The sequence below is a fragment of the Nitrospira sp. Nam80 genome, from assembly GCF_965152575.1.
Genome location: NZ_OZ224216.1, coordinates 993066 through 1018078, shown reverse-complemented (window position 1 = coordinate 1018078; position 25013 = coordinate 993066). Strand labels below are relative to the sequence as shown.

Genomic DNA, 25013 nt, shown 5'->3' with positions numbered 1-25013 from the left:
TTCACCAGAGCCGAGGAGGACATTGAATACGGCTATGCTACCACGCAAGGGCAGGGCTGTACATCCGGCCGGCGCGCAAACTTTGCACCCTTAAGGGCTTGTCACTAGCGAGACTTGCTATCGACCGCGGCGTCCGACCGCGCGCTCAAAACGGCGTGATAATACAGGGCGACGGCTTGGCATGGCAGTCCGGCATCATGCCCACGACGTTCTGCGGCGGCGCACTGTTATGGACTCGGGACTTCGTCGGGCGCTCGTGCAACCGGACGGACAGCTGCATATATTCATGATCTCTGAAAATTTCGATCTGGACCTGATCTCCGGCCTGGACGGTCTGCAATGCCTCGGCGAAGTCCTTCGGTGTCCGAAGCGAGCGGCCTTGAAGGTTGGTCAGAATATCTCCGCCCAAATTCCAGGCGACGTCGTCCACCGTCACGTTGAGGTTGCCCGAACGAAGGCCCGCCTCAGATGCCGGGCTCGCCTCATCCACATGCTCGACCAGCAATCCGCTGGTGAGAGGCAACGCGAATAATCTCCGCAGATCCTCCGTCACAAATTTCCCGCTGACTCCGAACCAAGGCCGGACGATTTTACCCTTTTCGTTGAATTCTATGAGGACCCGCTTCGCCACGTTGATCGGGATGGCGAATCCGATGTTTTGCGCTCCCAATACCACCGCTTTCGACATGCCGATGACCCGGCCGCGTGAATCGACCAGTGGCCCTCCGCTGTTCCCGGGATTGATCGGCGCCGTCGTTTGAATGAATCGGTGCGAACCCGCCGCACCACCCGCAGGGTCCGGTTGAAATCCGCTGATGATACCGTTCGACAAGGTAAAGCCGAGTCCGAAAGGACTGCCTACCACCAATGTCTGTTGCCCGACACGGACTGCATCCGAATCGCCGAGTTTGACAAAGGGAACCGGAGCATGAGCGGGGGGTAGGCGAAGGATCGCGATATCCGTCGTGGGGTCGATCGCGAGGAGCATGAGATTCACGCGGGCGCCGTTGAACAAGGCCGCGGTGATGCCGCTCGCGCCCTCCACCACGTGCGCATTGGTGAGGATCGTGCCTCGGTCGTCGACAATAAATCCCGCTCCCACTCCCATGGACGTCGGGCCGGCGCCGGGACCTCCGGATGGATAGGTGACCGAAAGAGAAACCGTGGCCGGAGCGAGCTGTTCGTAGAGAGCCACGATGCGGTTTTCGTCAGAGCCCGCCCCCGTTGTATCGGCAAGCACGGCCGGTGGGATGAACCAGCCGGATGCCAAACAGGTCACCACCAACATGCCCGTGTGGACCTGTCTTCGAAATGGAGCTCGCATGATACGTCTCCTTTCATGCTTCCATCATTCGAACTTCATCCATTCGACATGGACACCCAGACATCGTAACACATGATTCCGAGGTTGATGCGGAGCTGACCAGGACGATTGTTACAAGGCTGGGGACGGGTCGCTTAAAAAGAGAGCAATGCAGATGCCACACGGGGCATTTGGAAATCCAACGGCTTTGGGCTCTAATCAGGTCGTGGGCGGAGGAAGGAGCGAAATCGCACGAGTGGCCTGTGCGACCTCGAACTTCCGTGCGCAGACCGGCAGGCACAGGAGCTCGATCAGTTCATTCCACGAGGTTGTGGTGAACGGCATAGCGGGCCAGGTCCGCCGTGGTCTTGAGATTCAACTTCTCGAGGATGCGCGATCGATAGGTGCTGATGCTCTTGACGCTCAGTGACAGCTCATCGGCGATCGTGGTCACGGTTTTTCCCCTGGCGATCATGGCCAACACTTGAAATTCCCGGTCCGAGAGCCTGGCGTGCGGCGGCTGGTCCATATCCCTTTGCTGAATTTGGGCCGCGAGAAGGTCGGCGACCGACGAGCGGATATACTTTCCTCCGGCCAGAATTTTTCGAACGGCCTGCACCAATTCGTCGGGGATGCTTTCTTTGGTCAAATATCCGACGGCGCCCGCCCGGAGCACACGGACCGCAAACTGGTCTTCCGGGTGCATGCTCAAAACCAAGACCCGAATATCCGGGCGCAACGCCTTCAATTCATGCAGGGCGTCCAGACCGCTTCGTCCCGGCATGGTCAGATCCAAGACCACCATGTCCCAAGACTTCTTGCCCGCCTGCTCCAGCAACTCCGGCGCGCTGGCCGCCTCCCCGATTTCGATTCCCGGGAACTCGTCCTCCAGGACATGTTTCACTCCATAGCGCACAAACGGATGGTCGTCTGCGATCAGGATTCGCGTCATGTTTCCCCGATGAAGAGCGGGATACGCACTTTTGCCACCGTCCCCCCCTCTTCGTCCCGCCGGACTATGACGCTGCCGCCGCATTGGGCCGCCCGTTCCCTCATTCCAAGGAGACCCAACGAATCCATCCCGGCCAGCGCCGATTCCGAAATCCCACAGCCGTTATCCCGCACTTCCAGCGTGAGCCCTCCTTTCGCAATCGACAATCGCACCCGAATAGCGGTGGCGTGAGCATGGCGGGCGACATTCGTGAGCATTTCCTGAAAAATGCGAAACACCGCCGTCGCCTCGTCGGGACCGACAGGGATTGGGACAGCCGGCATCGACCAATCGCAGTGGATGCCGGTGCGTTTTTCAAAGTCACGGGTTTGCCAATCGACCGCCGCGGCCAAACCCAGTTCGTCCAGCACGCTCGGGCGCAACGCCGTCGCGATCTCGCGCACCGACTTGATCGTGTGATCGATCTGTTGCATGGCCTGTTCCAGCCGTACGCGCATCAGTGGTTGACTGTCCGCCGCAGCCGGATTGACCAGGCGTTTCATCACCCACGACAGGTCCATCTTCATGCTGGTCAACGATTGCCCCAGCTCATCGTGGACCTCCCGGGCGATCCTGATTCGCTCCTCTTCCCGTATCGTATGAAGCCGTTTCGCCAAGGCCCGCAATCCATCCCGCGACCGCCTGAGTTCCTCCTGCGCCTGCTTGCGCTGGGTGATGTCAACCATGAGCCCCAGCAAGCCGGTGATCACGCCGCTGGAATTCCGAAGAGGAGCCGTCGATAGACTGATGCGCACCGGGGACCCGTCTTTTCGCTGCCGCACCACTTCGAGGTCCGTAAAGGCCTCATCCTTCATGACGCGCTCCCGCAACGTCCGGTGTTCGTCGATGCTGGAGAGCGGCACGGTCGGCAGCGGCCGACCAAGCACTTCCGATTCCCGCCAGCCAAAGATGGATTCCGACGCCGCATTCCAGAGCTCGCAGATTCCGTCGGCATCCAGAATGACGATCCCGACCGGTGAGCTCTGAATGACCGCCGTGAGGCGCTCGTTGGCGACGCGCAGCCGCTCCTCCATTTCCTTTCGTTCGGTGATATCGAACCACAAGCCCATGATGGTGGGGATGCTCGTATCCCGACCACGATAGAGTACCGCACGATCTTGGAACCAGTGATAGGTCCCATCAGCCGTCTGCCAGCGATACTCCGAGCTTAGCGTTCCGGTTTGGTGCAGCCGCTCAAACTCGCGAAAGGCTCGTTCCTTGTCCTCGGGATGAATTCTTGCGGCCCATAATCCTGAATCGCTTAAGAATGCCGAGGCGGGAAAACCGCTGACCGCTTCGATATTCTCACTTACCCAGAGTGCGCCGAAGTCCCCGGAAGCCGAGGCGGAATAGGTGACCATCGGCAAGGCCTCGACAATCAGCCGATGCTTCAATCGGCTGGCCTGCAGGTCCGCCTCCGCCTGCCGGCGCACATCGAGGCCGCGACGATAGCCGACCGCGATCGCCAGCCCGATGCTGAGCGTCAGGATGATTCCGAACACCACCATTTCATAGGCCATGGGCGGCGCCTCCTATGGTTCGCGTCACATTCTCGGGAACGGTGGATGATGGGATGGAATGCCGACGAGGGAGAGTACCGCCGCGGCAGAACAGGGGGAAGATTCAGCCGTGTCAACAATGCGCCGGCAGCGATTGCTGTGGATCATGGACGGCCCGCCAAGAAATGCGGCTCTCAGATGCAGCGGAGGCTATTGTACAGATTTCAATCATGCAGAGGCTATCGATTCATCGCTGAAACAGTGTAGGACTTCTCCTACAGCGAGAAGGCCGATCCATGGGTTTTCGACGGATCGGTCACATTCGGCATTTCAGCCACGCCAAATGGACTCCAGCGGCGGGAAGCAGTTGCTTAATGTGCCACCCTATGCCCTAATGGCTGGGCAACTGTCGGACCGATCCGTTCACCTCGCGGAGACTGTAGCGATGCGCTGTGATCTACTACGAATTGCAGCACCCTGCCTGCTGTTCATGCTGACATTTCTCCACGCGTGCGATTTTCGACAAATGATCGAGGATCGGCCGGTGGTACTCCCCGAAGACTCGACGAAGCCGAAAGAGCAACATTCCGCCGAGACGCGCCCGAGCGCTGATTCGTCCGCCAACGCGCCGAACCGATAGCCCGCACTACACGAATGGTTTGTGCGCTCTCATCGGTCTGCGAAATTTGACCGCTTGACCGAAGCCCGGTAATCCTCCATAAAAGCCCAATGGACGGACTCATCCACTTGTTACGAATCGGATGCCTGTGCTTGATCATGATGGCGGACTCTGGCATGCCTTCACGAGGGATGGCCGAACTGAATCCGATCCAGCGGGAGAACGCGCGACCCGGGACGCAGGAGTGGCGACTGACAAAGCCGGCCATGAATCGAGAGATCGAAGGGTATGCGTCGCGCACCAGCGTTAACCGGGGCGAGACCATCAGTCTCTTTGTCCATACGACCGATTCCACTTACAAGATCGAGGTGTACCGCATGGGATGGTATGGAGGAATGGGGGCACGGCTGGTATCCGGCCCCGCCATCCGTGATTCGGTGTCCCAACCGATGCCGTCGATGGATTCTCGCACCGGCTTCATCGAGTGTTCGTGGACCGATCCCTATGTTCTGACGGTCGGAAGCGAGGCCGATCAGGGAGATTGGGCCAGCGGCGTCTATCTGGCAAAGTTGACGGCAGAACCGAGCGGGGCGCAGGCCTATATTATTTTTGTCGTCCGTGATGACGGCCGTCCATCCGACTTTCTGTTCCAGTCCAGCGTGACGACGTATCAAGCCTACAACAACTGGGGCGGGAAATCGCTCTACGACTTCAACAGCGCAGGCGGGCGGGCGCATCTCGTCTCGTTCAATCGGCCCTATGCCCGCAGCAGCAATCCGGCCGCCGCCTATGGCAACGGCGCCGGGGATTTTGTGACGAACAATGCGGTCCCGCCCACCGATCGCTCTTCACCCTCCGGCTGGGAATACAATATGGTGCGATGGCTGGAACGCGAGGGGTATGATGTGAGCTACAGTACGAACATCGATACCCACGCGGACGCCCGGCTCCTCGAGCGGTATAAGGGCTGGCTCTCCGTCGGACATGATGAATATTGGACCTGGGAAATGCGCGCGCATGTCGAGGCCGCGCGGGATCGGGGAGTCAACCTGGCGTTTTTTTCTGGGAATGTCTGCTATTGGCAGATCCGGTTGGAACCGAGCCTCCTGACGGGAGATTCCCATCGTACCATTGTGTCCTACAAGGACGACGCACTCCAGCGCGATCCCTATGCGCTCGGCGACGCCGGCCGTCGCGACCGGCTGACAGTGCGCTGGCGGGACCTGCCCGTGAACCGCCCGGAAGAATCACTCATCGGTGTCATGTATGACGGCAATCCCGTTGACGGGGACATCATCATCACCACACCGGAGCACTGGACCATGGCCGGCACTAATCTTCGTGAAGGCGACCGATTCCCCCGGCTTCTGGGCTATGAGGCGGATCGGATAGTTGGAGCAGCGCCGCCCGGCACGACGATCCTGGCCCAGTCCCCTTATGAATTTGAAGGAAGGCTTCATCTGGCCCATATGACGAGCTACCAGCTTTCGAACGGAACGACGGTTTTCGCAGCCGGCACGATCCAATGGAGCTGGGGACTGGATGATTTCAACGCGCCGGACCTCCGGGTATCCAGTATCAATGCCGGCGCCCAGCAGATTACGCGGAATGTGCTCGCTCGATTTCGCCAGGCCTCGGACAAGCCCTCGCGATAAGGAAGATAGTGAAAATCGATGTTGCTTAATCATATAGGCCTTGATCAGCGGGGAGCCGCATGAAAATCGCCCAAGTGGTTCATCTCGGCGTCAGTGTTCCTCCCGAAAAATACGGGGGTACGGAACGTATTGTGTCCTACCTCACCGAAGAATTGGTCCGGCTCGGGCATGATGTCACCCTGTTCGCCAGCGGCGACTCCGTCACGAGCGCGAAGCTGATACCGGGGTGCGACCGGGCCCTCGTCCATACGCCGTTCATCAATCGGGACGCCGTCTTGACTTCGATGCTGGAACACGTCTGGAACATGTCTCATGAATTCGACATGATTCATTCCCATCTCGACTTCATCGGATTTCCTCTCGCCCGGCGGTCCGAGGTACCGATTATCACGACGCTCCACGGCCATCTTGGCGTGCCCGAGCTTGCGTCCGTCTATCGAGAATTTTGGGAAGTACCCATTGTCTCGATCTCGTGTTCACAACGGACTCCGTTTCCGTCGAACAATTGGAAGGCGAACGTGTACCATGGCCTCCCTGTCGACTTGCACCGCTTCCATTCCGCGTCAGAGCGCTATCTCGCGTTTTTAGGACGCATGTCTCCGGAAAAGTCGCCGGACGCGGCCATCAGAATCGCGCAACGGCTCCGCATCCCCCTTCGCATGGCCGCCAAGGTCGATCCCGTCGATCGGGAGTACTTCGATACCCTGATCGCGCCTCTTCTGGAGGATCCACTGATCGAGTTCATCGGAGAAATCACGGACAAGGAAAAAGATGAATTCCTTGGGAACGCCTGCGCCGCCCTCTGCCCGTATCAACCTGAATCATTCGGCCTGGTCGTGATCGAGGCGCTGGCCTGCGGCACGCCCGTCATCACTTATCGCCATGGGTCGTTTCCGGAATTGATCGATCATGAAACGACCGGTTTTCTTTGTCGGGACGAGGAAGAGATGGTCGAAGCCGTCCTGCGCCTCGGCGAGATCGATCGCCGCCAATGTCGCCGCGCGTTCGAGGAGCGCTTTACCGCCGAACGAATGACCAAAGAGTACGTGCAATTGTACGAGGAGCTCGTGCAGGAAAAGGCGGTGAAAGAGACGTTTCTACAGCGTGGCTGATGCCGATCCTGATTACCGAGAGCGCGCAAGAAGGCGGCCGGACGGCAGCCCGGCTTGTCAGCCGGGCGATTCAGAATCGCCCGGCCTTGCGGCTCGGATTAGCCGCGGGCACTACACCCACGGGGCTGTACCGGCAGTTGGTGCGGCTCCATCGATTGGGCGCTCTCGACTGTTCCGAAATCAGAATCTTCAGCCTCGATGAATGGATGGACCTGCCCAGCGAAAGCCCGCGTAGTTTTCGCTCGTTCTACCAAGCGCGTCTTCTCAGCCATCTCAACATCGATCCGGCTCACGTGCATCTCTTGAACAGGCAGCCGAACGAAGACCCACTCGCCTATTGTTCCGCCTATGAGGACCTGATTCGCGCCCACGGCGGCATCGACCTGCAACTTTTGGGAATCGGGCGAAACGGCCATCTCGGGTTCAACGAACCGGGATCGAGCCTGCATTCACGAACAAGACCCACTCTGTTAAGCGCACAGACCAGGCGGGCCCATGCCCGGCTCTTCAGGAACACACCTGTTCCCCAATGGGCCGTGACCATGGGCTTGGGCACCATTCTGGAAGCCCGCGTCCTGCTGCTGTTGGCCTTCGGAATGGAAAAAGCGGCGGCTATCGCTCAGGCCGTCGAAGGGCCGCTCACTGCCTCGGTCCCGGCCTCCGCTATTCAGCTGCACCCAACCGTGATCTTCGTGCTCGACAGAAAGGCGGCGGCAAGGTTGACCAATGCGACGTACTATCGGCGGGAAGCATCTCGGCTGGAAACTCAACTGCCGGATTGGCTGCGGCAGGCGCGGCGGCAAGAGGACAAAGATGAGACCAAGCCTCCCAAAGCGGTGAAGATGTTACGTCATCCGACTTGAACCTACAGCGAACGGACTTCTCGGTCCCCGCCTCGGAGGAGGAGTCTTCGCCGGAGGATTAAAAGAAATCGCGACGGTGTACGGCATCGAGCCCGCATACCGCATTAACGCGTAAATAAACACGGCAATCCCCGTCATCTCGCACACTTCCTCCACCCCGGTCATCAGGTCGTATGACAAATTTTTGTATCCGTGTCCCTCCTCAAAGGCCGCTTGCACCGCTTCCATTCCCAACGCGCCGCCGACATAGAGCGATCCTCCCAGGATGACAAGGCCCCTGATTCCCGCCGGAAGTCGCAGCACAAATCTGATATAGGACAATCCGATCACGCACACCACAATCACCCCGCCGATGACCCACGGATAATAGAACAGTCCGGAATAGTGCGAGCGGGGGTACAGCACCTCCGACATCTCATGGAGCCGGGATCCTTCGTCCGCGGAGAGATAGAGAAAAATAGCCGCGAGGCAAAGCCACTGTGCCGTATACGAATCGCGAAGCCGGTATTTGGTCAGTCCGATCAGCAACAATAACAGCGACGCGAACAGAAGCGTGGAGACCGAATACCAGGTTGGAATATTGGCCTCCTGGTTCAGATGAAACTGGCGAAGGAAGCCCCACAAATAATCATGACCGAACCGATAATGCAGAATATTGATCACGAGGTGCACCAAGCCCAGGCACACCACGATGCACGCAAGGGCAATCGCGACCCGCTTCGGGGGGATGTTCACCGTCACCGAGGAGCGGCTGGTTATAGCGGGACCGGACATGGCCTCACCGCACACCACAATCAATCGCAAACCCTGTCCGTCGGACGTGCGCGAAACTAATCATGCCACCCTGCCTGAGCTGGTTCGCCTCAATTTCAGCATTTCTCCTTGCAGAGGGCCCGACTCTTCCAGCGCGGTATCACGAAAAGAAAAGGCGACCGCCTCAATTGTCCGGCCGGCGTACCGCATCAAAGCGTAGATAAATACGAGGATACCGGCCATTTCACACAACTCTTCAATGCCGACCACTAAGCTGTATTTCAAGTTCTTGAATCCGTACAGTTCGTCCAGCCTGGCCCCGATCGATTCCACGCCCAGCGCGCCTCCGACATAGAGCGAACCGGCAACCACGACGAGTGCCCGAATATCCGCCGGAAGATGAAACAAGAAACGCAAATATGACAGGCCGACAACGAGCACGATCAACGCGCCGCCGATGATCCAGGGATAGAAGAAAAATCCCGTAAAGTGCAGTCTCAACGTAAACGGCTCCGACATCTCATGGATCCTGGCCGCCTCATCCGCGGACAGGTAGAAGAAAATAGCGGCCAGCCATAACCAATGACGCGCGTACGGTTCGCGCAACCGGTGTTTCACGAGCCCGATCACCCCAAGCAGGAGCGAGGCAATGAGTATGGCCGAAGCAGAATACCAGGTGGGAAGATTCGCCTCTTCGTCCAGATTGAACTGGCGCACCAATCCGAATTGCACCTCATGGCCATATTCGTACCGCAGCACACTCGTCATGAGATGCGCCGTTTCGAGGCCCAAGACGATGCACATAAGGGCGAGGGCGAACCAGCGGGGTGAGACATAGACCGTCATCGGATGAGGAGTGCCGGCGCCGGTCTGATCGTTCATATTCCTACCTTCTTTCTCATCTCCGTGCCCTATTTGACGGTCCCGCCTGTTTCCCAATCCGGAGAATGCCTCGGCATCATTCATCGGATCAGCCTATGAGAATGCAATCGGAGGGAACCCATTCGATAGTCGAATTCGTGATGTGCAGTAAGTATTCCACGGTGCATCGCTGCTGAGTAATCTACCCGGCTTGATCTAATGCACAATGGACTCCCGCACGACCTGATCACCCGTTTGCAACATCAGAGGTGAACTGCTTCATGTCAGCCATAACCGATAAATCACGCATCACGATGGTGTTGATTGTGATGGTTTTCGGCCGCTCCACCGTCATACCGGAAACCCAGCTGCGTGCTGTTTCGCACAGCGCGCACAGTGCAATTTCAATCGATTCAGAACAGCAATCAGCGTGCCGGAACAATTTCGAGCGCTTTGGTCGCTATGGCCTGACGGTACCGCTGTCGCAAATCATCCTGCCATTCGACGGCCTGTTTGAACTGATGCAGATTATTTACGCCCATCGTCACGATCAGGATGACAACCAATCCAAGCACAATCGGCCTGGCCGCGGTCAACGTTGCCAAACCTACGGTCAGTACCAGTAATGGCGCAACATGAATGGCATACATAAACGTTTCCTCGCCGTACACCAGATGCAGGAGCAATTGCCCGCATATCAACAGTCCCAACACCAAGCGGAAATGACTCTGCCCCGGCAGAGCCAGCAAAGCCCAGAGCCCCAAACATAATAAAGAGCCCCAGATTACCACCGCGATCCAGGCCCATGACGTGCCGGATCCCAGCGGAGAAGGCTGAGTGGTCATTTTCTTTCCCAGATCCACAGTGGCTGCCCCAAGCTCCCTCCCCATCTCCATGAGGCTGTCATTATTATTCACCATTGCGATCTCGGGCATGACCATGGAATGGAACAAGAGAGACCTGAGAATAGTGACCGGCCCGCCCGCCTCCGGCCTGAAGAGATACTTCGTCTCGTTTTCGACTTCTCCGAAGGCGACCTTGACGGAGGGAAATACGACCTTTTGCATACCGCTCAGGAGAACAACCACGACTATTGCCGCTGCGCCGACCTGCAGGCTTCGTTTCAACCCTTGATTTACAAGCGTGGCGGCAAGACCTGCCATCCAATTCGTTACCGTCATGCTGATACTGACGACGTTAATCAGCACGTACCACCAGAAAGACGTCCGGGGCACGGTATTCATAAGTAGCAGAGCCAGCAAGAGCGAGCAGGAGCCGAACGGATAGGTCTCCGGGATCGGTAACCAAAATATGGCCGCCGCGCTCAGTAAAGCCAGTATACTGAACAACACTGCATCCAACCGGCGACAACCAAGCGTGCGGAAGAGAAGATACATGAGGCTGACCCAGAAACCGGCCGCGAACGCCAACATCAGTCTGACTGCGACAACCGGATCGAGGCCGAGGCCTTTCCGGAGAAAGGTCGTCGGGGGGTAGACCAGCAGCGAAAAGAGAGGGTGGAGATTGCTTCGGGATTGATCGCTATTCATCAGCACCATGTTGGAATAGATGCGCGGCAAGCTCGCTTCAAACCAGACGTCCCAGACATTGAACGCGATCAGGGCGCTGGCTCGGTACGACAGAAGGCCGGCTAGAGCCGCCAGCCCGGATAGAATACCTATGTCAAAGAAATGGAGACCGGCTCTGTCCTGTGCTGTGCTGAAGAACCAACTGGGTTGGGGAGCTTCAACGGCCGGCGACACGTTCAATGAGACACCCATCCTGTCACCAAAGCCAGAAGGCCATTCAATGGCAGGAGGTACAATAAAACGACTTGTCGTTCTTAACCATAGGACAGATTCCAGATCCGCTGTCGCGAAAACGTTGACATGCTTCTAGTGATGAACCAGCGATCACGGTCACAGGCCGCCTGGATTGTCGGCAGTCCGAGCCGGCGGCTTTTTTTGAAATTGTATCGAATACGATACTATGAGTATCCGGCGAGATACTCCGCTCCGTCGGCGGCGGTGGTGGGCCAGTTTGCGATCAGAAGCACTGAAGTCTTGTCATCCCGCGGGCTTGTCCTCGTGGAAGCGGCGAAGCCGGATCCAGTCAAGGCCTTCTCCTCAGCATTTGGTCTTGATCAAGGAGCAGATGCCCGCCTTGGCGGGCGTGACGCAAACGGAAACTCGTCCCTTACTGGCGGCGGCAGCCGGTTCGTGAGGAAACGCCGGTCCGCTCCGCACGGCGAATCAAGACAGAACCGAGGTGAAGTGAGCCACGGCTCGCTCCCGTCCTGCCACGCCGACACCCGGCCGCTGTTCAACGGCGGCAAGGACTTTGTCGAAAGATTCTCTAAAGTGTCCCAGGCCCTCCTCGAGCAGCCGATCCGTGATGTCCTTCAGGTCAATCCCCAGCTGCGCGAGCGCGCGCAGGATTACCGCGGCGTTATGGATTCCCTCATTCAGCCGGCTCTCGGGACGTCCGTGATCGCGGAAGGCCCTGAATGTCGCCGGAGGCACTGTGTTGACCGTCTCCGGCCCAACCAGTTCTTCCACATACATCACATCCCGATAGTCGGGATTCTTCGTGCCGGTGCTGGCCCAGAGCAGCCGCTGGGTCATCGCCCCTCGTCTGGCAAGCGCATCCCACCGCGGCCCGGAAAACAACGCCCGATACCGTTGATAGGTCAACTTCGCATTCGCAACGGCAATGTTCCCTCGGAGTCCCCTGAGTACAGCCCGTTCCGTCTCTTTCGCGGAAATCTTGAGACGCGCCGCGATTGCGGCGTCCGCCGCCGTATCGATACGGCTCACGAACAGACTCGCCACACTCGCCACGCTTCCGACGTCGCCGCCCCGCGACGCCAACTGTTCCAATCCCATAAGGTAGGCTTCGACCACTCGCTCATAGACCTCCTGGGAAAAAATAAGGGTGACGTTGACATTGATTCCCCTACTGAGGAGTTGGACAATCGCCGGAATCCCTTCCTGAGTCGCCGGAATCTTGATCATCAGGTTGTCGCGCGCGACCGTATCCCACAGCCGCCGCGCCTCATCGAGCGTACCGCGCGTATCTCGAGCCAGATAGGGCGAAACCTCCAAACTCACATAGCCGTCGCGCCGCTTCGTGCGCTCGTAGACCGGCTGCAAAACGTCGGCGGCGGCTTGGATATCCTCGATAATCAATCGTTCGTAGCGCGCCTTCGCGTCAAGGCCGCTTTCCCGATCGAGCATATGGAGGGCTTCGGCATAATCCGAACTGCCGGTAATCGCCTTCTCAAAAATAGCGGGGTTTGACGTCACCCCGCACAATCCATCTTCATGAATCATCCGCTGTAACGCCCCGCCGGCGATAAAACTTCGCCCGACATAGTCCAACCAGATGGATTGACCGAATATTCGAAGGGCAAGAACGGGATTCATCGTGTTGGCATGTGACACTTTCATCACAGCAACCTCCTTGAGAATTGTCGTGTCCTGTCGTTCGTGGCCATAGATTTCCCTGCCGCCGCCTCACTCCCCATTAAATCGCAGGCGCGAAAGATTGCCGCCCGGCTCCGGTCCGATAAATCCCGGCCCCGCCCCTTTTGAAGATGAGCGTGAGGCAGCCGGCGCCATTGGCCTCGGATTCGGTGCTGGTCCTTGGGACGCCGCGGGCGACGGACGTTCTTCGTGGCGAAGCCAACTCTCCCAGGAACTCCCGGGCGTGCGCAGGGTGACGGATGCTTCTAACTGTGTCGTTTGAGGCATGCGATCCGAATCGGAAACCCGGTCTTCCGCGAAGACAGAATACGGCACCAGTAAGATCAATATGAATGCGCTCGGCATACCGTAATTCATCTCGACTCCTTTCCCTGTTGAGTGCGCCCGGCGCGTTCAGTGGACAGCTTGTTAAAGGCATTCAGGGCGGCGACCTTGTAACATTCGGCCAGCGTGGGATAGTTGAACACGGTCCGCAGGAAGTACCGGAGCCCGCCCCCCAACTCCAAGACCGCTTGGCCGATATGGATGAGTTCAGTCGCCCCGGTTCCCACCGCATGGACACCCAGCAGGCGGTGGTCCTCGCGATGGAAGAGCAACTTCAGGAATCCGCTGTCATCCGAAAGAATGTGCCCTCGCGCGATCTCCCGGTATCGGGCGATGCCGGTCTCATAGGGAATCCGCTTCGCAGTCAACTCATGTTCCGTTTCCCCGATCGCCGAGACCTCGGGCACGGCATAGATGCCGATCGGCAGGTGGTCGATCATCGGTCCCTCTTCCACGCCAAATGCATAACAGGCCGCCAGCCGCCCCTGGAGGAACGAGGTCGAAGCCAGGCTCGGATAACCGATGACATCCCCCACCGCATAGATGTGCGGCACCGCTGTTCGAAACTGCTTGTCGACCGCCAATCGCCCTCGATCATCCGGTATGACACCCACGGCTTCAAGCTTCAGCGGTCGGGTTGCGCCGATACGCCCGACTGAAAAAAAGACTTGATCGGCGACGAGCCATTTCCCCGACTCCAGCCGAACGATAGCTTGCTTCGACGTGCCCGATGTCAATTCCAGCTTTTCAACCGCTTCTCCCAAGCGAAATGTGACGCGACGGCCTCTCATTTGGTGCATGAGTTCATCGACGCTTTCCTTGTCCAAGAACTCCAAAATCCGGTCGCGCTTGTCCACGATGATCACTTCGATCTGAAGAGCGGCAAACATCGACGCATATTCGATTCCGATGATGCCGCCGCCGACGACGATCAGCTTCTTCGGCAACCGGCGCAACCGCACCACATCATCGCTCGTGAGGATGTTCTCTCCATCGGCCGGCACGCCGGGAGGCGGGGCGGGATACGTCCCCACGGCTATCACAATGTTGGCCGCCGTCACGGTCCGTTGCCCCTCGGCGGACGTGACGATCAGGGTATGATCATCGGTGAATGCCGCTTCTCCCTGAATCAACTCAACCTCATTACGGCTCAATTGCTGCTCAATCACCAGAGACTCGCGTTGGCCGACCATTCCCACTCGATGCAGCAGTTCGTCCATGGAGGGACGGTGCGTTCGTTCGACCTTGAGCCGAAACGCCGGACCGCGCTCGAAACTACCGGTGAGGGAGGCGTGAGACCAGACCGCTTCCCGAAAGGTCTTGCTCGGGATGGTTCCTACTTCCAGGCAGACACCTCCGACAGAGGAACGCTTCTCCACGATGGCCACTCGTTTCCCGAGTTTGGCCGCCTGAATCGCAGCGCTCTGACCGGCCGGACCGCTCCCGATACACACCATATCGAAGTCATAACAAGCCTCCATGCAGGTCATCTCCTTCCACAACAACCGGCCCCCTTCATTACTTTGTCGCCTATTAGGTCCAATCCACACCCCATTACTTGAACTTCAGCATTCGATTCGTCCCCGCTGCATACCGCACATATGGCCGTCCCTCCTGTACGGCGCCGGCTGCAGCGAACAATTCCATACTGAGATCAGACCGTCCCGCTGTTTGCGCGACGCGGGCGCCATGCACTGCGCAGGCAGCCGCCATTGCGCTCGGATCGACGGCCAACCTGGAGGGAAGCGCCTCCATCCACGAGCGTATTGCGGCAGGGAGATGCACCGAGGGCTGACTCTGCGCCCTTACCACGCGGGCCACGCTGTTCAACTCTTGCAGATCCGTCCGAATCTCGTCAGGCTCGGAACTGGAGCTGCAATGGCGGTACGTTTCCCAGATGTTCATGAACCGGGTATCGTCCACGATCGGGTCGTACGTCTCAAAGAGCCATGGGGCGTGACACCCGCCCACGCTCATGAGGCTCATCAGGAAAAGCGGCACGGCCCATCGAGGCGCGCGCTGTCGATAGGCGATGGCCTTCTTCTCCGTGGCTGCATTGGTTGCCGCCTGCATATCGCCGTCCATGCCGTTCCCACTGGGGAGCAATTCCTTCATCCTCTCTCTGCTTCGACACTGCCCTACCTGCCATACATCACTACGTATTCGTTACCGGGGCATCAGCAAGCCGGATGCCAAGGAGCGGCGCGGGTGCCAAGCTAGAAAAGAGGCAAGCAATTACAAAGACTTACTTCGCCTGCGCCTGATCAAACGCAGGAGTGAACCAGCTGCAACCAGATCGTTCACCGTGACGGTTCGCGTTTTCTCATGAAGTCGACACGGCTGCGAGAGGATGCCGCGCTACTCACCGGCGGCATGATTCGCAGTGAAGGAATGGCGTCCGTCTCGGAGAGGCGTGTAACGGAGGTACGATCGATTCTGAATCTGCCGGATCAGACGGATGTGGCGGCAGGCGAAGCGGTCAAGAGACCATCCAGATCATGGCGCAACAGATCGCTGATGCATTCAAGGCTGCCGTCCGGCGCCGGACAACCGCCCCGCTGGTTCCAGATTCGCGCATAGTGGCCTTGTTGTAAAAACACGGTGGTCACGCGCGATCCCCAGGCGTTCTTGACCGCCGACAGAATACGCGGCTTATCGTCGATGAGCACATAGTGGTCGGCCGGATACCGCTCTTCAATGTCGTCCAGCTCTCGCTCCTTGTGCACATAGATCAACACGTGGCCGTTCACGGCATCGAGAAGGCCGGCCCGCTCGATCTTGTACGGCTGGAAGACCGCATCTCCGTCCGAGAGCAAGACCACCTCTCCGCGCCGTCTCAAATGCTTCACGACATCAAGGGCGCCGGGAAAAAGACAATCCCCGAACGGATAGTTGAGCAGAAACCGCGACACGACGAGGCTGTGCAGATCGTGCGGATATTCGCTTCGATACCGTTGCAACGCCCCCAGGTAATCGGCATACCCGAGTTCATCCCGCAGTTGCTTGAACAGGCTCCAATACCGTTGCTGCCCATCGTGCCCGATCTCCCGCTCCAGGAAGCATCTCAGATCGACGGTCACCCGATCCGTATCAAGCAGCGTGTTATCTACATCGACGAGAAAGACGACATCGTGGTCCGTCATAGTGCACCTCCTTTACTCAACCGGCGGAACAATCCTTTCTCTTAAAGATTGCACAGCAAATCCCGTTCCAGATTATTGCGTGAGGAATTACGAGCGAATCGTACCCAATACCGGCGGCTCTCCAGCTCCACAGGCCAAAATGGACGAGGGATCGTTCAGCCGGCGTTCGATCAACATGAGGAGTCACGACCGGCCGTGCTCTCACACGAGCTCACGATTTTCCGCGACGCCAGAAGAAGAATAGGATGGGTTGAAAGGATCGAGCGGAGCCAGAGAAGAAGGTCGCGACAGTCCCAACTTTTTCATTCGACTGCGAAGGGTACTGGGATTGATTCCCAATCGATTCGCCGCACCGAGCGGGCCGTAAATCCGCCATCCGCCGCGCTCAAGGGCCTGAAGAATGTGCAGCCGTTCCGAGTCGAAGAGTGTTGTGGGGGGCTGCGCCTCAGCGATCGCGGACGGTTTGGGACAGGGCAACATGACGCGGTCGTCGATTTCGACCACCGGAGTCTGAGCAAGAATGGCGGCCCGCTCAATGATATTCTGCAATTCACGGATATTGCCCGGCCAATCATACTCTGCCAGCCGCGCCACTGCCGAGTCGTCGAAGACCAGATTGCCGCGATTGAGTTTCACCCGGCAGAGATCGAGGAAATGCTTGGCTAGGAGCGGCACATCCTCGCTCCGTTCACGCAAGGGCGGCAGCGCGATCGGAAAGACCCTGAGCCGGTAATACAGGTCCGCCCGAAACCGTTTTTCCGCGACCGCTTGAGCCAGATCCACGTTCGTCGCCGCGATGAGACGCACGTCCACCGGCACCGACTGCGCACCCCCCACCCGATCGACCTGACGATCCTCCAAGACTCGGAGCAGCTTCGCCTGCACCGCCAACGGCATCTCGCCGATTTCATCGAGAAAGAGAGTTCCCCCATCAGCCAGTTCAAACCGGCCCTGATGCCGCTGGACCGCTCCCGTGAAGGCGCCCCGCTCATGGCCGAACAGCTCGCTTTCCACAAGGCCGCTCGGCAGCGCTGCGCAATTGAGCTTCACGAACGGTTTGTTCCGTCGGCGGCTGCTCTCATGGACCGCGCGCGCCACCAATTCTTTACCCGTACCCGTTTCCCCCGTGATCAAGACCGTCGTGGCGGTCGTGGCTACCGCCTCAATCTGTGCCAAGACTTTGCGAAGACTCTCGCTCTTCCCGACCAACAGACCGAAGTTGCATTCCTGCTTGATCTCTTCCGTCAGATAGGCGTTCTGCTTCGCCAGCTCGCGGCTCAATTTGGTCAATTGAGCGTAGGCCTGGACATTCTCGATGGCGAGCGCTACCTGGATCGCAATCTGGCGCAGGAATTCCAACGCGTCGGGATCCGGCTCGCCCGACTCCACACTCCCGATATTCAACGTGCCGAGGCAGCTCCTCCGAGCCAGCAGCGGCAGGTTCACCATCCGGCCCAGTCCCTCTTCCGCATAATACTGATCTTCGAAAAACACCTGCGCCTGCTGGAGATGCGGCCTGACGTGGATCTCACGATGGTCATAGACCCACCCGACGGCGCTGCCCGCTCTGGGAATCATGGCGCCGCGCTGAAGCACCCGCTTCGGCAAGGCGGTCTCAAGGGCATGGAATCGAAAGGCGTCTTGATCGGGCACATACAACAGGACACCGGCCCGTTCCCACGGTACGACCTCTTTGATACGCTCGGTACAGGCTTCCCAGAGGCTGTCCATCTCGCGCTGCGAGTGGAGGACATTCGAGACTTCCAGCAAGGCGCGGTAACGGCGATGGACTTCAGTCATAACGACCAGTTTCTTCTTGAAGAATTCTCTTCAGCAAAATCTTCCCTCCGACTGGCAATATCCACGACATCGTGAAGCCACGTTCCGGCAAGCCGGAAGTTGATGGTACAAGCCTATAGCAATGTTCTTGCCTGGAACGATCACCCCGAATGATGGCGCGAATCACGGCATGATGAGGCCTATAAAACGGAAGGTTAGAGCAAAATACGCTTGGCTGGTGCGACCAACGGTTCGCCCATTTTCTGGATACAGAACCTCTTATGAGAAAATACCTGCGAGCGCCCCGTGCAGAATCGCTCATTCCCCATGTAAACTGTCCCGTCGGGTCTACGAATTGCCTCAGAGCCGGTTCTCGCTCTTTATTTTTCGATATCATCTGCCGAAGTAGAAATGACGAGATTCCATTTTCGATGAGGTAGCGATGCAGGTGAGTGAATTCCTAGCTACAGTTCGCACGGCCATCCCCCGCGGTCAGCCGCTGGATAGTGCACATTGGAATCAGCGGCATCGAATGCTGGTCCTGATCATTTGGTTCCACATTGCCGGCTACTTATCCTATGGGATGTGGGAACCATCCGCCTTGGTGCACGCCGTCCTTGGCGCAGCCGGTATCAGTCTGTTCGCCATCCTCTCTTCCATGGAATCCATGGGTCGGCGGTGGCGTACCATTATGGTTTCGATCGCCTCTTTTGCCTGTTCCGCCGTGCTGGTCCACCTTTCCGGTGGATTCATTGAAGCGCATTTTCACTTCTTCGTGATGATTGCAGCCATTGCGCTCTATCAGGACTGGATTCCTTTTCTCATTAATCTGACACTGGTCGTCCTTCAACATGGGTTCACCGGCTGGGTGTTCCCGGCATCGGTCTACAACCATCCAGCGGCCTGGGCCCATCCCTGGCATTGGGCCCTCATTCACGGCGCCTTTGTGCTGGCCGAGTGCGGCGCCATCCTAATGTACTGGCGTCTAAATGAGTCCGCTAATGCGCAGCTGCGGGAAAGCGAGACTCGGTTTCGATCCGTGTGCGCTATGTCCCCCGTCGGCATTTTCTTGACGGATGAGAAAGGGCGCTGCCTGTATACCAATGAGCGGTGGCAGGAAATCGCCGGGCTTTCTCTTGAGGAGAGTCTCGATACAGGATGGAGCCGGGCGGTCCATCCTGAGGATCGTGGGGCGGTCCTTGCCGAGTGGAGCAAATGTACGGGGAACGCACAGCCGTATGACGGCGAATTCCGCATGCAGCATCACAACGGCCACGTACGGTGGGTGCGGGGTCGTTCCCGTCCGCTGTACAAGAGGGACGGCACGGTCACCGGTCACGTGGGAACGAACGAAGATGTGACCGATCACAAGAATATGGAAGAGCGTCTGGCGGTGCAGTATGCCGCCGCTCGCGTCATGAGCGAGGCGAGAGACCAGGATATCGGCCTCACGCGCATCCTTGAGGAAATCGGCATAGCCCTGTCGGCAAGCTCAGCTGGATTATGGCTCCCAAAAGACACTACCGACAGCCTGTGCTGCGTCTCTTTCTGGAGCGCATCGCCTCAGCGTTATGAGGAATTAGACACCGTGTCGCGACTGCTTTCTTTGGATCGTGGAAAGGGCATCCCGGGTCGGGTCCTGTCGAACAGCAACCCCGTGTGGGTGGCGGACCTGGCCGCCGATGACAATTTTCCACGCCGCGACGTCGCGAGCCGCTGTGGCTTGCGTTCGGCCGCCGCATTTCCCATAGTGGGTGCAGGGAAGAGCGTCGGCGCGATGGAATTCTTTTGGCCGAGCCAGCGGGACCGCGATGATCGCTTGCTGGTGACACTTCACCTCATCGGCGTTCAGATCGGCCTGTTCCTCGAACGTTTGAGAGCCGAGCGAAGCGCGCTCCGTGCCAGGGAAGCTGCAGAAGCCAGCGCCCACGCGAAAGCCGAATTTTTGGCCACCATGAGTCACGAGATCCGCACGCCGATGAACGGGATCATCGGCGTGACGGGGCTGCTGCTGGACAGCGACTTGTCACCGGATCAACGGGAGCTTGCCGAGACGGTTCGGCGATCAGGCGACGCTCTACTTACCATTATCAATGACATTCTCGATTTCTCGAAGATCGACGCCGGAAAGCTGGCAATCGAACACATCGATTTTGATTTGCGGACCATGATGGAAGATACGTTGGAGATGATGGCGGAAGCCGCGCAACGGAAGGGCCTCGAGCTCGTGGGCTTGATGGATGCCGAAGTACCGTCGGATGTGCACGGAGATCCGGGTCGGATACGTCAAATTCTGAGCAATCTCCTCAGCAACGCGGTCAAGTTCAGCGAGCGCGGCGAAGTCGTCGTACAGGCAAGCCTGGCGGGGACAGTGGCGGATGATGTGATGATCCGATTTGAGGTGGTTGATACAGGCATCGGGATCAGCCCTGACCACATCGGAAAGCTTTTCCAATCCTTCAGCCAGGCGGACAGTTCAACCACCAGAAAGTACGGAGGAACCGGCTTAGGCCTCGCCATCTGCAAACGGCTCACGGAACTGATGGGCGGACAGATCGGCGTCGCGTCAACAGCAGGACGCGGAAGCCGCTTTTGGTTCATGGTCCGCCTCGGTCGCTCGAGCCCGTCTGGACGTGTGCCCTTGATCGATATGTCGGAGCTTCGCGGTCTTCGCCTGTGCGTGGTGGACGATACCGCAACCAGCCGCATGGTTCTTCGTCACTATGCTAAAGCTTGGGGAATGGTCTATGCCGAAACGGACCAGGCCTCCGAGGTCCTGTCGATGCTGCGCGAGGCTGCTCGGGACGGGCACCCCTTCGATCTGCTGATTCTGGATATGCAGATGCCGGGCATGGACGAGATCGAGCTGGCGGCAAGGATCAAAGCAGACGATCGCCTTTCATCGCTGAAACTGGTATTGCTAACTTCTATAACACGACGCGGAGAGGCCAAGTCGGCGCACGAGGCCGGGATCGCTGGATATCTGACGAAACCCGTCCGTCGGACCCAACTCTATGCTTGTCTCAGGATGGTGATGGGTCACGCAGCGACGAGATCGCCGGCCGGCGATCTCGAGATACATACGTCACCAAGCCGCCTCGTTACCGAGCACCGGACGCCGGGCGTTAAAGCACGGACCAATATCCGATTGTTGATAGCCGAAGACAATCCGGTGAACCAGAAAGTCGCGGCTCGCATGCTCGATAAATTAGGCTATAAGGCCGATGTGGTTGCCAACGGGCTCGAAGCGATCGATGCGCTTCTCCGATTCCCTTATGAGGCGGTCCTGATGGACTGTCACATGCCGGAACTGGACGGCTTTGAAGCAAGCCAACGAATACGCGAGATGGAAGGACGAGGGGACCTGCGAGCTTATACGCCCATCATTGCCGTCACGGCCAATGCGATGCAGGGAGATCGCGACCGGTGCCTCCTTGCGGGTATGGATGACTACATCAGCAAACCCATCGGGATCGAACAGTTACGCACCGCGCTCGGGAAATGGGTAAAAACACCTGATGAGACGCGGCAGGATGATGCCGCAGCCTAAGCATGCCGCTCTCTTCGCCTTCTCATCTCTGTCCCGCCACCAGCCGCAGCTGTTCAAATGGAGAACCTGGGAATTGCGCGGGAAATGACTCGAATGACGTGACATCCTTGCTCCGATGGCGTGTCTCCCAACGCCTGCTTGTCGAAGCAACGCGTCACATATCAGATCCGCACCAATACTTTTCCCATAGGCCCTTGAGCCAGTCGAGCGAACCCTTGCTTCGCCTCTTCAAATGGGACGACGGTATCTACCTGTGGCCGCCGTCCCAGGACATCCAACCGAGCCACGATCTCCGTCCATGCCCTCTGTGCGTCGTGCGCCGTATAGTCTCCCACCGCGACGCCACCCATTCGATTTCGGCGGAACAATAGGCTTGCCGTATTGAACTCGGGTACCACGCCTCCACTCCTGCCGACGATGCTGATCCGGCCGCCATACCCGAGCATGGCGATCACTCGATTCAGCAGCGGACCGCCGACATTATCCACGGCTAGATCGATTTTTTTTGGACCGATTGCCGCTGCCACAGCCTTCACCAAGGTCTTGTCCGCCGGATCAAAAACGAAATCGGCGCCGAGGGTCTTGAGTCTGGCCCCCTTGTCCGGGCTGCGCGACAGGGCCACGACCGTGAGATCCATCGACTTCCCCAGCAAGACCGACGCGACGCCGACCCCGCCCGAAGCGCCGGTCACGAGGAGGATAGATCCCGCACGCGGGGGCGCGGGAGGATCGGTCCACTGCGTCAAGGCTTGCCAGGCAGTCAGAAAAACCAGTGGCGCGCCGGCCATTTCTTCAAGAGACCAGCCCCGGGGCACCGGGGCCACGCTGTCCGCCGGCACCACCACTTTCTCGGCCAGAGTTCCCCATGCCGTAACTCCGACATCGCAACGGAGGATGCCCACCGTCTCTCCTATCCGTACGCTGCTCACTCCGGGGCCTATGGACAGCACATCACCCACGCCGTCCCGCCCGAGAACATGGGGCAGCGGCGGTTTGGCCGGATACATGCCTTTCGCGAGGAAAGCATCCGCCGGGTTCAACGCGGCGAACTTAATTTTCAAGAGCACCTCTGCCGGACCCGGCTGCGGATCGGCGACGTCGCCGATCCGCAGCCGCTCGACTCCCTCATAGGACTCCATCAACCATGCGCGCATGTGTTCGTCTCAACTTGTGAGCGACTTCTTCATCTCGACCGGCAGCACTTCCCTTATGATTCGTTCATGAGCGCCGCTTGGAGGTTTCACCGCTTAGACACCTCGCCCTCATCACTTTCCGCGGCGGGGCGGACGGCGACGGCTTCCTCTGCCGGAACGACTTGAGAGCCATATTCGCTGGCATAGACGGCAATGAAGGAGGCGCCGAACAAGAAGATCTGTGAAGCATAATAGGCCCACAGCAGGATCAGAACCAACGAGCCGGCGCCGCCGTAGAACGTCACCAGCGCGCTGTGCCCCAGGTACACCACGATTACCATGCTCCCCGCCACATACAACACCGTCGTGATCAAGGCTCCCATCCAGACGTCGGTCCATGCCAACTTCGCCTGGGGCACCCATTTGTAGAGCAACGCAAACAGCAGGGCCAGCACCAGATAGGATGTGGCGGCACTGGCGACCCGGAGCACCGGTCGCGCCTCCTCTCCCATGAGCGCTTGCGCCCCAATGGTGAACACGGCGCTGGCGATGAGCGACACGAGCAACATGAACGCGATGCCCAAGAGTCCCAGTCTGGAGAAAAACCGATGCTTGATGCGCTGCAGCAGGCTCGGCTCCCGCTTTGATGCGAGCCCCCAGATACAATCCAGCGCATCTTGCAGCTGATCCATGACGCGAGCCGCGGCGATCACGAAGACCAGGACGGCGACCAGCACACTATGCATGGGGGCCCCCGCGCGTCGCCAATGATCGATGAGATTGAACAACGCATCACCGGAAGGATGGCCGATGAGGTCCACCACTTGCCGATGCAAGGTATCCCGCGCCGCTTCCTCACCCATCAGCGCAGCGGAGACCATCACGACGAGCACGACGAGCGGCACAATCGCGAAGGCCGTGTAATAGGCCAGCGCCGCCGCAAACCGCGGACCCGGATCACCGCCCCACTTCTCCGCCGTCTTTTTCGCCAACGACCACGCGGCAGCCCACCACGCCACATTCTCTTTGGCCGGATAGGCCGAGGCATGATCGTTCATGGTTTCCCTTGGCATACTGAGCCGCCTCGCCATCTGCCATTAAGATACGATCCATGAACCTGTTCAAGCGCGAGGAAACGGGCTGGGAACTTCGCGCCGGCGGGCGGAGAGCGAGTTAGCCGGCCGCGTCTCGCCTCACCCTCTTTTTGTAATCTCATAAAAGCATCGTAGAGTCAGCCAAGAACGCGCGATCGCACCATTGTTTACCGGGCAAATTGAGCCACAGTGGCACAGAGGACCATGCCCGTCTTCACAGGACTCCTTAGGGACAGACCCGACTGTCCATCGCCGTCCTCACGAATGCCGCCGTTTTTACCGATAACAGAAGTGGGCACAGGGGTTGCTTTACCAATGTGTAGCAGTCGGACACATCAACTCAGGGCCGCTAACCATACCGCCGGAGGAGCCAGCCATGCCTCAGCCCTTAGGAATGCGCGTCTATCTCACTGCCCTCGCCATGTTCATCTCTTCCGTGGTCGGCCGGTCTTGGGCCGCCCGCCGGTAACGAGCATCAGCCGTCACACGCTAGCCATCCATCTTTTACCGTCTGATGTCCAGGGTGATGGCTGAAAGGCTCCAGGGATTCAGCTAGCGTCCCACGCAACCTCAGCGACTACAACATAGATTACGGTCTCTTTATCAAGGAGGTGGCGCCATGCAACAACAAATTCAGCGGCCGATCAGCCGGAAGGAATCAGCGAGGCCCGTCGACGATGCCCAGGACCTGTGGCCTCAGTCGGCACGCGAGTTCATGAAGCTTCCCGTATCGGGACTGCTTGCCGCGAAGCGGTTCTCCTACGGCCGCCTGAACGCGCCGGCGGAGGGGTCGAGGTAGCGGGACACAATCGGTTCCGAAGTAGTGCGAGGCGTCGCGGTCCATGCAAA

General features: G+C 58.6%; 18 protein-coding genes. 5 read left to right on the top strand and 13 right to left on the bottom strand.

Annotation, left to right across the window (positions count from 1 at the left end; all coding sequences use genetic code 11):
- Window positions 1-145 precede the first annotated feature (145 nt).
- The 3 genes from ACWGXE_RS04885 to ACWGXE_RS04875 form a co-directional block, all read right to left on the bottom strand.
- Window positions 146-1324 carry a S1C family serine protease gene (locus tag ACWGXE_RS04885; protein ID WP_447601770.1) on the bottom strand — a complete coding sequence of 393 codons (1179 nt, stop codon included), beginning with the start codon at window positions 1322-1324 and terminating at the stop codon, window positions 146-148.
- Window positions 1325-1619: 295 nt separating this feature from the next.
- Window positions 1620-2255 (bottom strand): response regulator, encoded by a 636-nt coding sequence (locus ACWGXE_RS04880; RefSeq protein ID WP_447601768.1) that lies wholly within the window; start codon window positions 2253-2255, stop codon window positions 1620-1622.
- Entirely contained in the window at window positions 2252-3814 is a 1563-nt protein-coding gene (locus tag ACWGXE_RS04875; RefSeq protein ID WP_447601766.1) for a PAS domain-containing sensor histidine kinase, read from the bottom strand. Before ACWGXE_RS04875 ends, ACWGXE_RS04880 begins: the two co-directional genes overlap by 4 nt.
- 774 nt (window positions 3815-4588) lie before the next feature.
- On the opposite strand from ACWGXE_RS04875, the gene ACWGXE_RS04870 reads away from it, so the two are divergent.
- The 3 genes from ACWGXE_RS04870 to nagB are packed head-to-tail and all read left to right on the top strand — an operon-like array spanning window position 4589 to window position 8042.
- Complete coding sequence (locus ACWGXE_RS04870; RefSeq protein WP_447601765.1) at window positions 4589-6067, top strand: N,N-dimethylformamidase beta subunit family domain-containing protein; 1479 nt, start codon at window positions 4589-4591, stop codon at window positions 6065-6067.
- Between the two features lie 59 nt (window positions 6068-6126).
- A complete protein-coding gene (locus tag ACWGXE_RS04865; protein WP_447601763.1) occupies window positions 6127-7179 on the top strand; it encodes a glycosyltransferase family 4 protein in 1053 nt (350 codons plus the stop codon).
- Window positions 7179-8042: a glucosamine-6-phosphate deaminase gene (nagB, locus tag ACWGXE_RS04860; RefSeq protein ID WP_447601761.1), complete on the top strand. Its 864-nt coding sequence runs from the start codon at window positions 7179-7181 to the stop codon at window positions 8040-8042. Before ACWGXE_RS04865 ends, nagB begins: the two co-directional genes overlap by 1 nt.
- On the opposite strand, the gene ACWGXE_RS04855 is transcribed toward nagB, so the two are convergent.
- The 8 genes from ACWGXE_RS04855 to ACWGXE_RS04820 all read right to left on the bottom strand — a co-directional run bounded on the left by ACWGXE_RS04855 (window position 8025) and on the right by ACWGXE_RS04820 (window position 18408).
- Entirely contained in the window at window positions 8025-8846 is an 822-nt protein-coding gene (locus ACWGXE_RS04855) for a hypothetical protein (RefSeq protein WP_447601759.1), read from the bottom strand. The two genes, nagB and ACWGXE_RS04855, sit on opposite strands and share 18 nt — an antisense overlap.
- A 30-nt stretch (window positions 8847-8876) precedes the next feature.
- Window positions 8877-9677 (bottom strand): hypothetical protein, encoded by an 801-nt coding sequence (locus tag ACWGXE_RS04850; protein ID WP_447601758.1) that lies wholly within the window; start codon window positions 9675-9677, stop codon window positions 8877-8879.
- A gap of 404 nt (window positions 9678-10081) precedes the next feature.
- Window positions 10082-11437, bottom strand: coding sequence for a hypothetical protein (locus ACWGXE_RS04845; protein WP_447601757.1), 1356 nt, complete (start codon window positions 11435-11437; stop codon window positions 10082-10084).
- A gap of 471 nt (window positions 11438-11908) precedes the next feature.
- Window positions 11909-13105 (bottom strand): transaldolase, encoded by a 1197-nt coding sequence (gene tal, locus ACWGXE_RS04840; RefSeq protein WP_447601755.1) that lies wholly within the window; start codon window positions 13103-13105, stop codon window positions 11909-11911.
- A gap of 389 nt (window positions 13106-13494) precedes the next feature.
- A complete protein-coding gene (sthA, locus tag ACWGXE_RS04835) occupies window positions 13495-14946 on the bottom strand; it encodes a Si-specific NAD(P)(+) transhydrogenase (RefSeq protein WP_447601754.1) in 1452 nt (483 codons plus the stop codon).
- A gap of 73 nt (window positions 14947-15019) precedes the next feature.
- Window positions 15020-15580: a hypothetical protein gene (locus tag ACWGXE_RS04830; protein ID WP_447601753.1), complete on the bottom strand. Its 561-nt coding sequence runs from the start codon at window positions 15578-15580 to the stop codon at window positions 15020-15022.
- Window positions 15581-15915: 335 nt separating this feature from the next.
- Window positions 15916-16608 carry an HAD family hydrolase gene (locus ACWGXE_RS04825; RefSeq protein WP_447601751.1) on the bottom strand — a complete coding sequence of 231 codons (693 nt, stop codon included), beginning with the start codon at window positions 16606-16608 and terminating at the stop codon, window positions 15916-15918.
- A gap of 201 nt (window positions 16609-16809) precedes the next feature.
- Window positions 16810-18408: a sigma 54-interacting transcriptional regulator gene (locus ACWGXE_RS04820; protein ID WP_447601749.1), complete on the bottom strand. Its 1599-nt coding sequence runs from the start codon at window positions 18406-18408 to the stop codon at window positions 16810-16812.
- A gap of 421 nt (window positions 18409-18829) precedes the next feature.
- On the opposite strand from ACWGXE_RS04820, the gene ACWGXE_RS04815 reads away from it, so the two are divergent.
- A complete protein-coding gene (locus tag ACWGXE_RS04815) occupies window positions 18830-21937 on the top strand; it encodes a response regulator (protein WP_447601747.1) in 3108 nt (1035 codons plus the stop codon).
- 161 nt (window positions 21938-22098) lie between these two features.
- Here the strand turns inward: ACWGXE_RS04815 and ACWGXE_RS04810 are convergent, their stop codons facing one another.
- Window positions 22099-23091 (bottom strand): quinone oxidoreductase family protein, encoded by a 993-nt coding sequence (locus ACWGXE_RS04810; protein WP_447601746.1) that lies wholly within the window; start codon window positions 23089-23091, stop codon window positions 22099-22101.
- A gap of 86 nt (window positions 23092-23177) precedes the next feature.
- A complete protein-coding gene (locus tag ACWGXE_RS04805; protein WP_447601744.1) occupies window positions 23178-24143 on the bottom strand; it encodes a YihY/virulence factor BrkB family protein in 966 nt (321 codons plus the stop codon).
- 640 nt (window positions 24144-24783) lie between these two features.
- Between ACWGXE_RS04805 and ACWGXE_RS04800 the strand changes: the two genes are divergently transcribed.
- Window positions 24784-24963, top strand: a complete 180-nt coding sequence (locus tag ACWGXE_RS04800) for a hypothetical protein (protein ID WP_447601742.1) — start codon at window positions 24784-24786, stop codon at window positions 24961-24963.
- Window positions 24964-25013 lie beyond the last annotated feature (50 nt).

Excerpts from the sequence above, each read along its gene's own strand:
- ACWGXE_RS04885 (WP_447601770.1), bottom strand. The coding sequence starts at position 1,324 with ATGCGAGCTCCATTTCGAAGACAGGTCCACACGGGCATGTTGGTGGTG.
- ACWGXE_RS04880 (WP_447601768.1), bottom strand. The coding sequence starts at position 2,255 with ATGACGCGAATCCTGATCGCAGACGACCATCCGTTTGTGCGCTATGGA.
- ACWGXE_RS04875 (WP_447601766.1), bottom strand. The coding sequence starts at position 3,814 with ATGGCCTATGAAATGGTGGTGTTCGGAATCATCCTGACGCTCAGCATC.
- ACWGXE_RS04870 (WP_447601765.1), top strand. The coding sequence starts at position 4,589 with ATGCCTTCACGAGGGATGGCCGAACTGAATCCGATCCAGCGGGAGAAC.
- ACWGXE_RS04865 (WP_447601763.1), top strand. The coding sequence starts at position 6,127 with ATGAAAATCGCCCAAGTGGTTCATCTCGGCGTCAGTGTTCCTCCCGAA.
- nagB (WP_447601761.1), top strand. The coding sequence starts at position 7,179 with ATGCCGATCCTGATTACCGAGAGCGCGCAAGAAGGCGGCCGGACGGCA.
- ACWGXE_RS04850 (WP_447601758.1), bottom strand. The coding sequence starts at position 9,677 with ATGAACGATCAGACCGGCGCCGGCACTCCTCATCCGATGACGGTCTAT.
- ACWGXE_RS04845 (WP_447601757.1), bottom strand. The coding sequence starts at position 11,437 with ATGGGTGTCTCATTGAACGTGTCGCCGGCCGTTGAAGCTCCCCAACCC.
- tal (WP_447601755.1), bottom strand. The coding sequence starts at position 13,105 with ATGAAAGTGTCACATGCCAACACGATGAATCCCGTTCTTGCCCTTCGA.
- sthA (WP_447601754.1), bottom strand. The coding sequence starts at position 14,946 with ATGGAGGCTTGTTATGACTTCGATATGGTGTGTATCGGGAGCGGTCCG.
- ACWGXE_RS04830 (WP_447601753.1), bottom strand. The coding sequence starts at position 15,580 with ATGAAGGAATTGCTCCCCAGTGGGAACGGCATGGACGGCGATATGCAG.
- ACWGXE_RS04825 (WP_447601751.1), bottom strand. The coding sequence starts at position 16,608 with ATGACGGACCACGATGTCGTCTTTCTCGTCGATGTAGATAACACGCTG.
- ACWGXE_RS04820 (WP_447601749.1), bottom strand. The coding sequence starts at position 18,408 with ATGACTGAAGTCCATCGCCGTTACCGCGCCTTGCTGGAAGTCTCGAAT.
- ACWGXE_RS04815 (WP_447601747.1), top strand. The coding sequence starts at position 18,830 with ATGCAGGTGAGTGAATTCCTAGCTACAGTTCGCACGGCCATCCCCCGC.
- ACWGXE_RS04810 (WP_447601746.1), bottom strand. The coding sequence starts at position 23,091 with ATGCGCGCATGGTTGATGGAGTCCTATGAGGGAGTCGAGCGGCTGCGG.
- ACWGXE_RS04805 (WP_447601744.1), bottom strand. The coding sequence starts at position 24,143 with ATGCCAAGGGAAACCATGAACGATCATGCCTCGGCCTATCCGGCCAAA.
- ACWGXE_RS04800 (WP_447601742.1), top strand. The coding sequence starts at position 24,784 with ATGCAACAACAAATTCAGCGGCCGATCAGCCGGAAGGAATCAGCGAGG.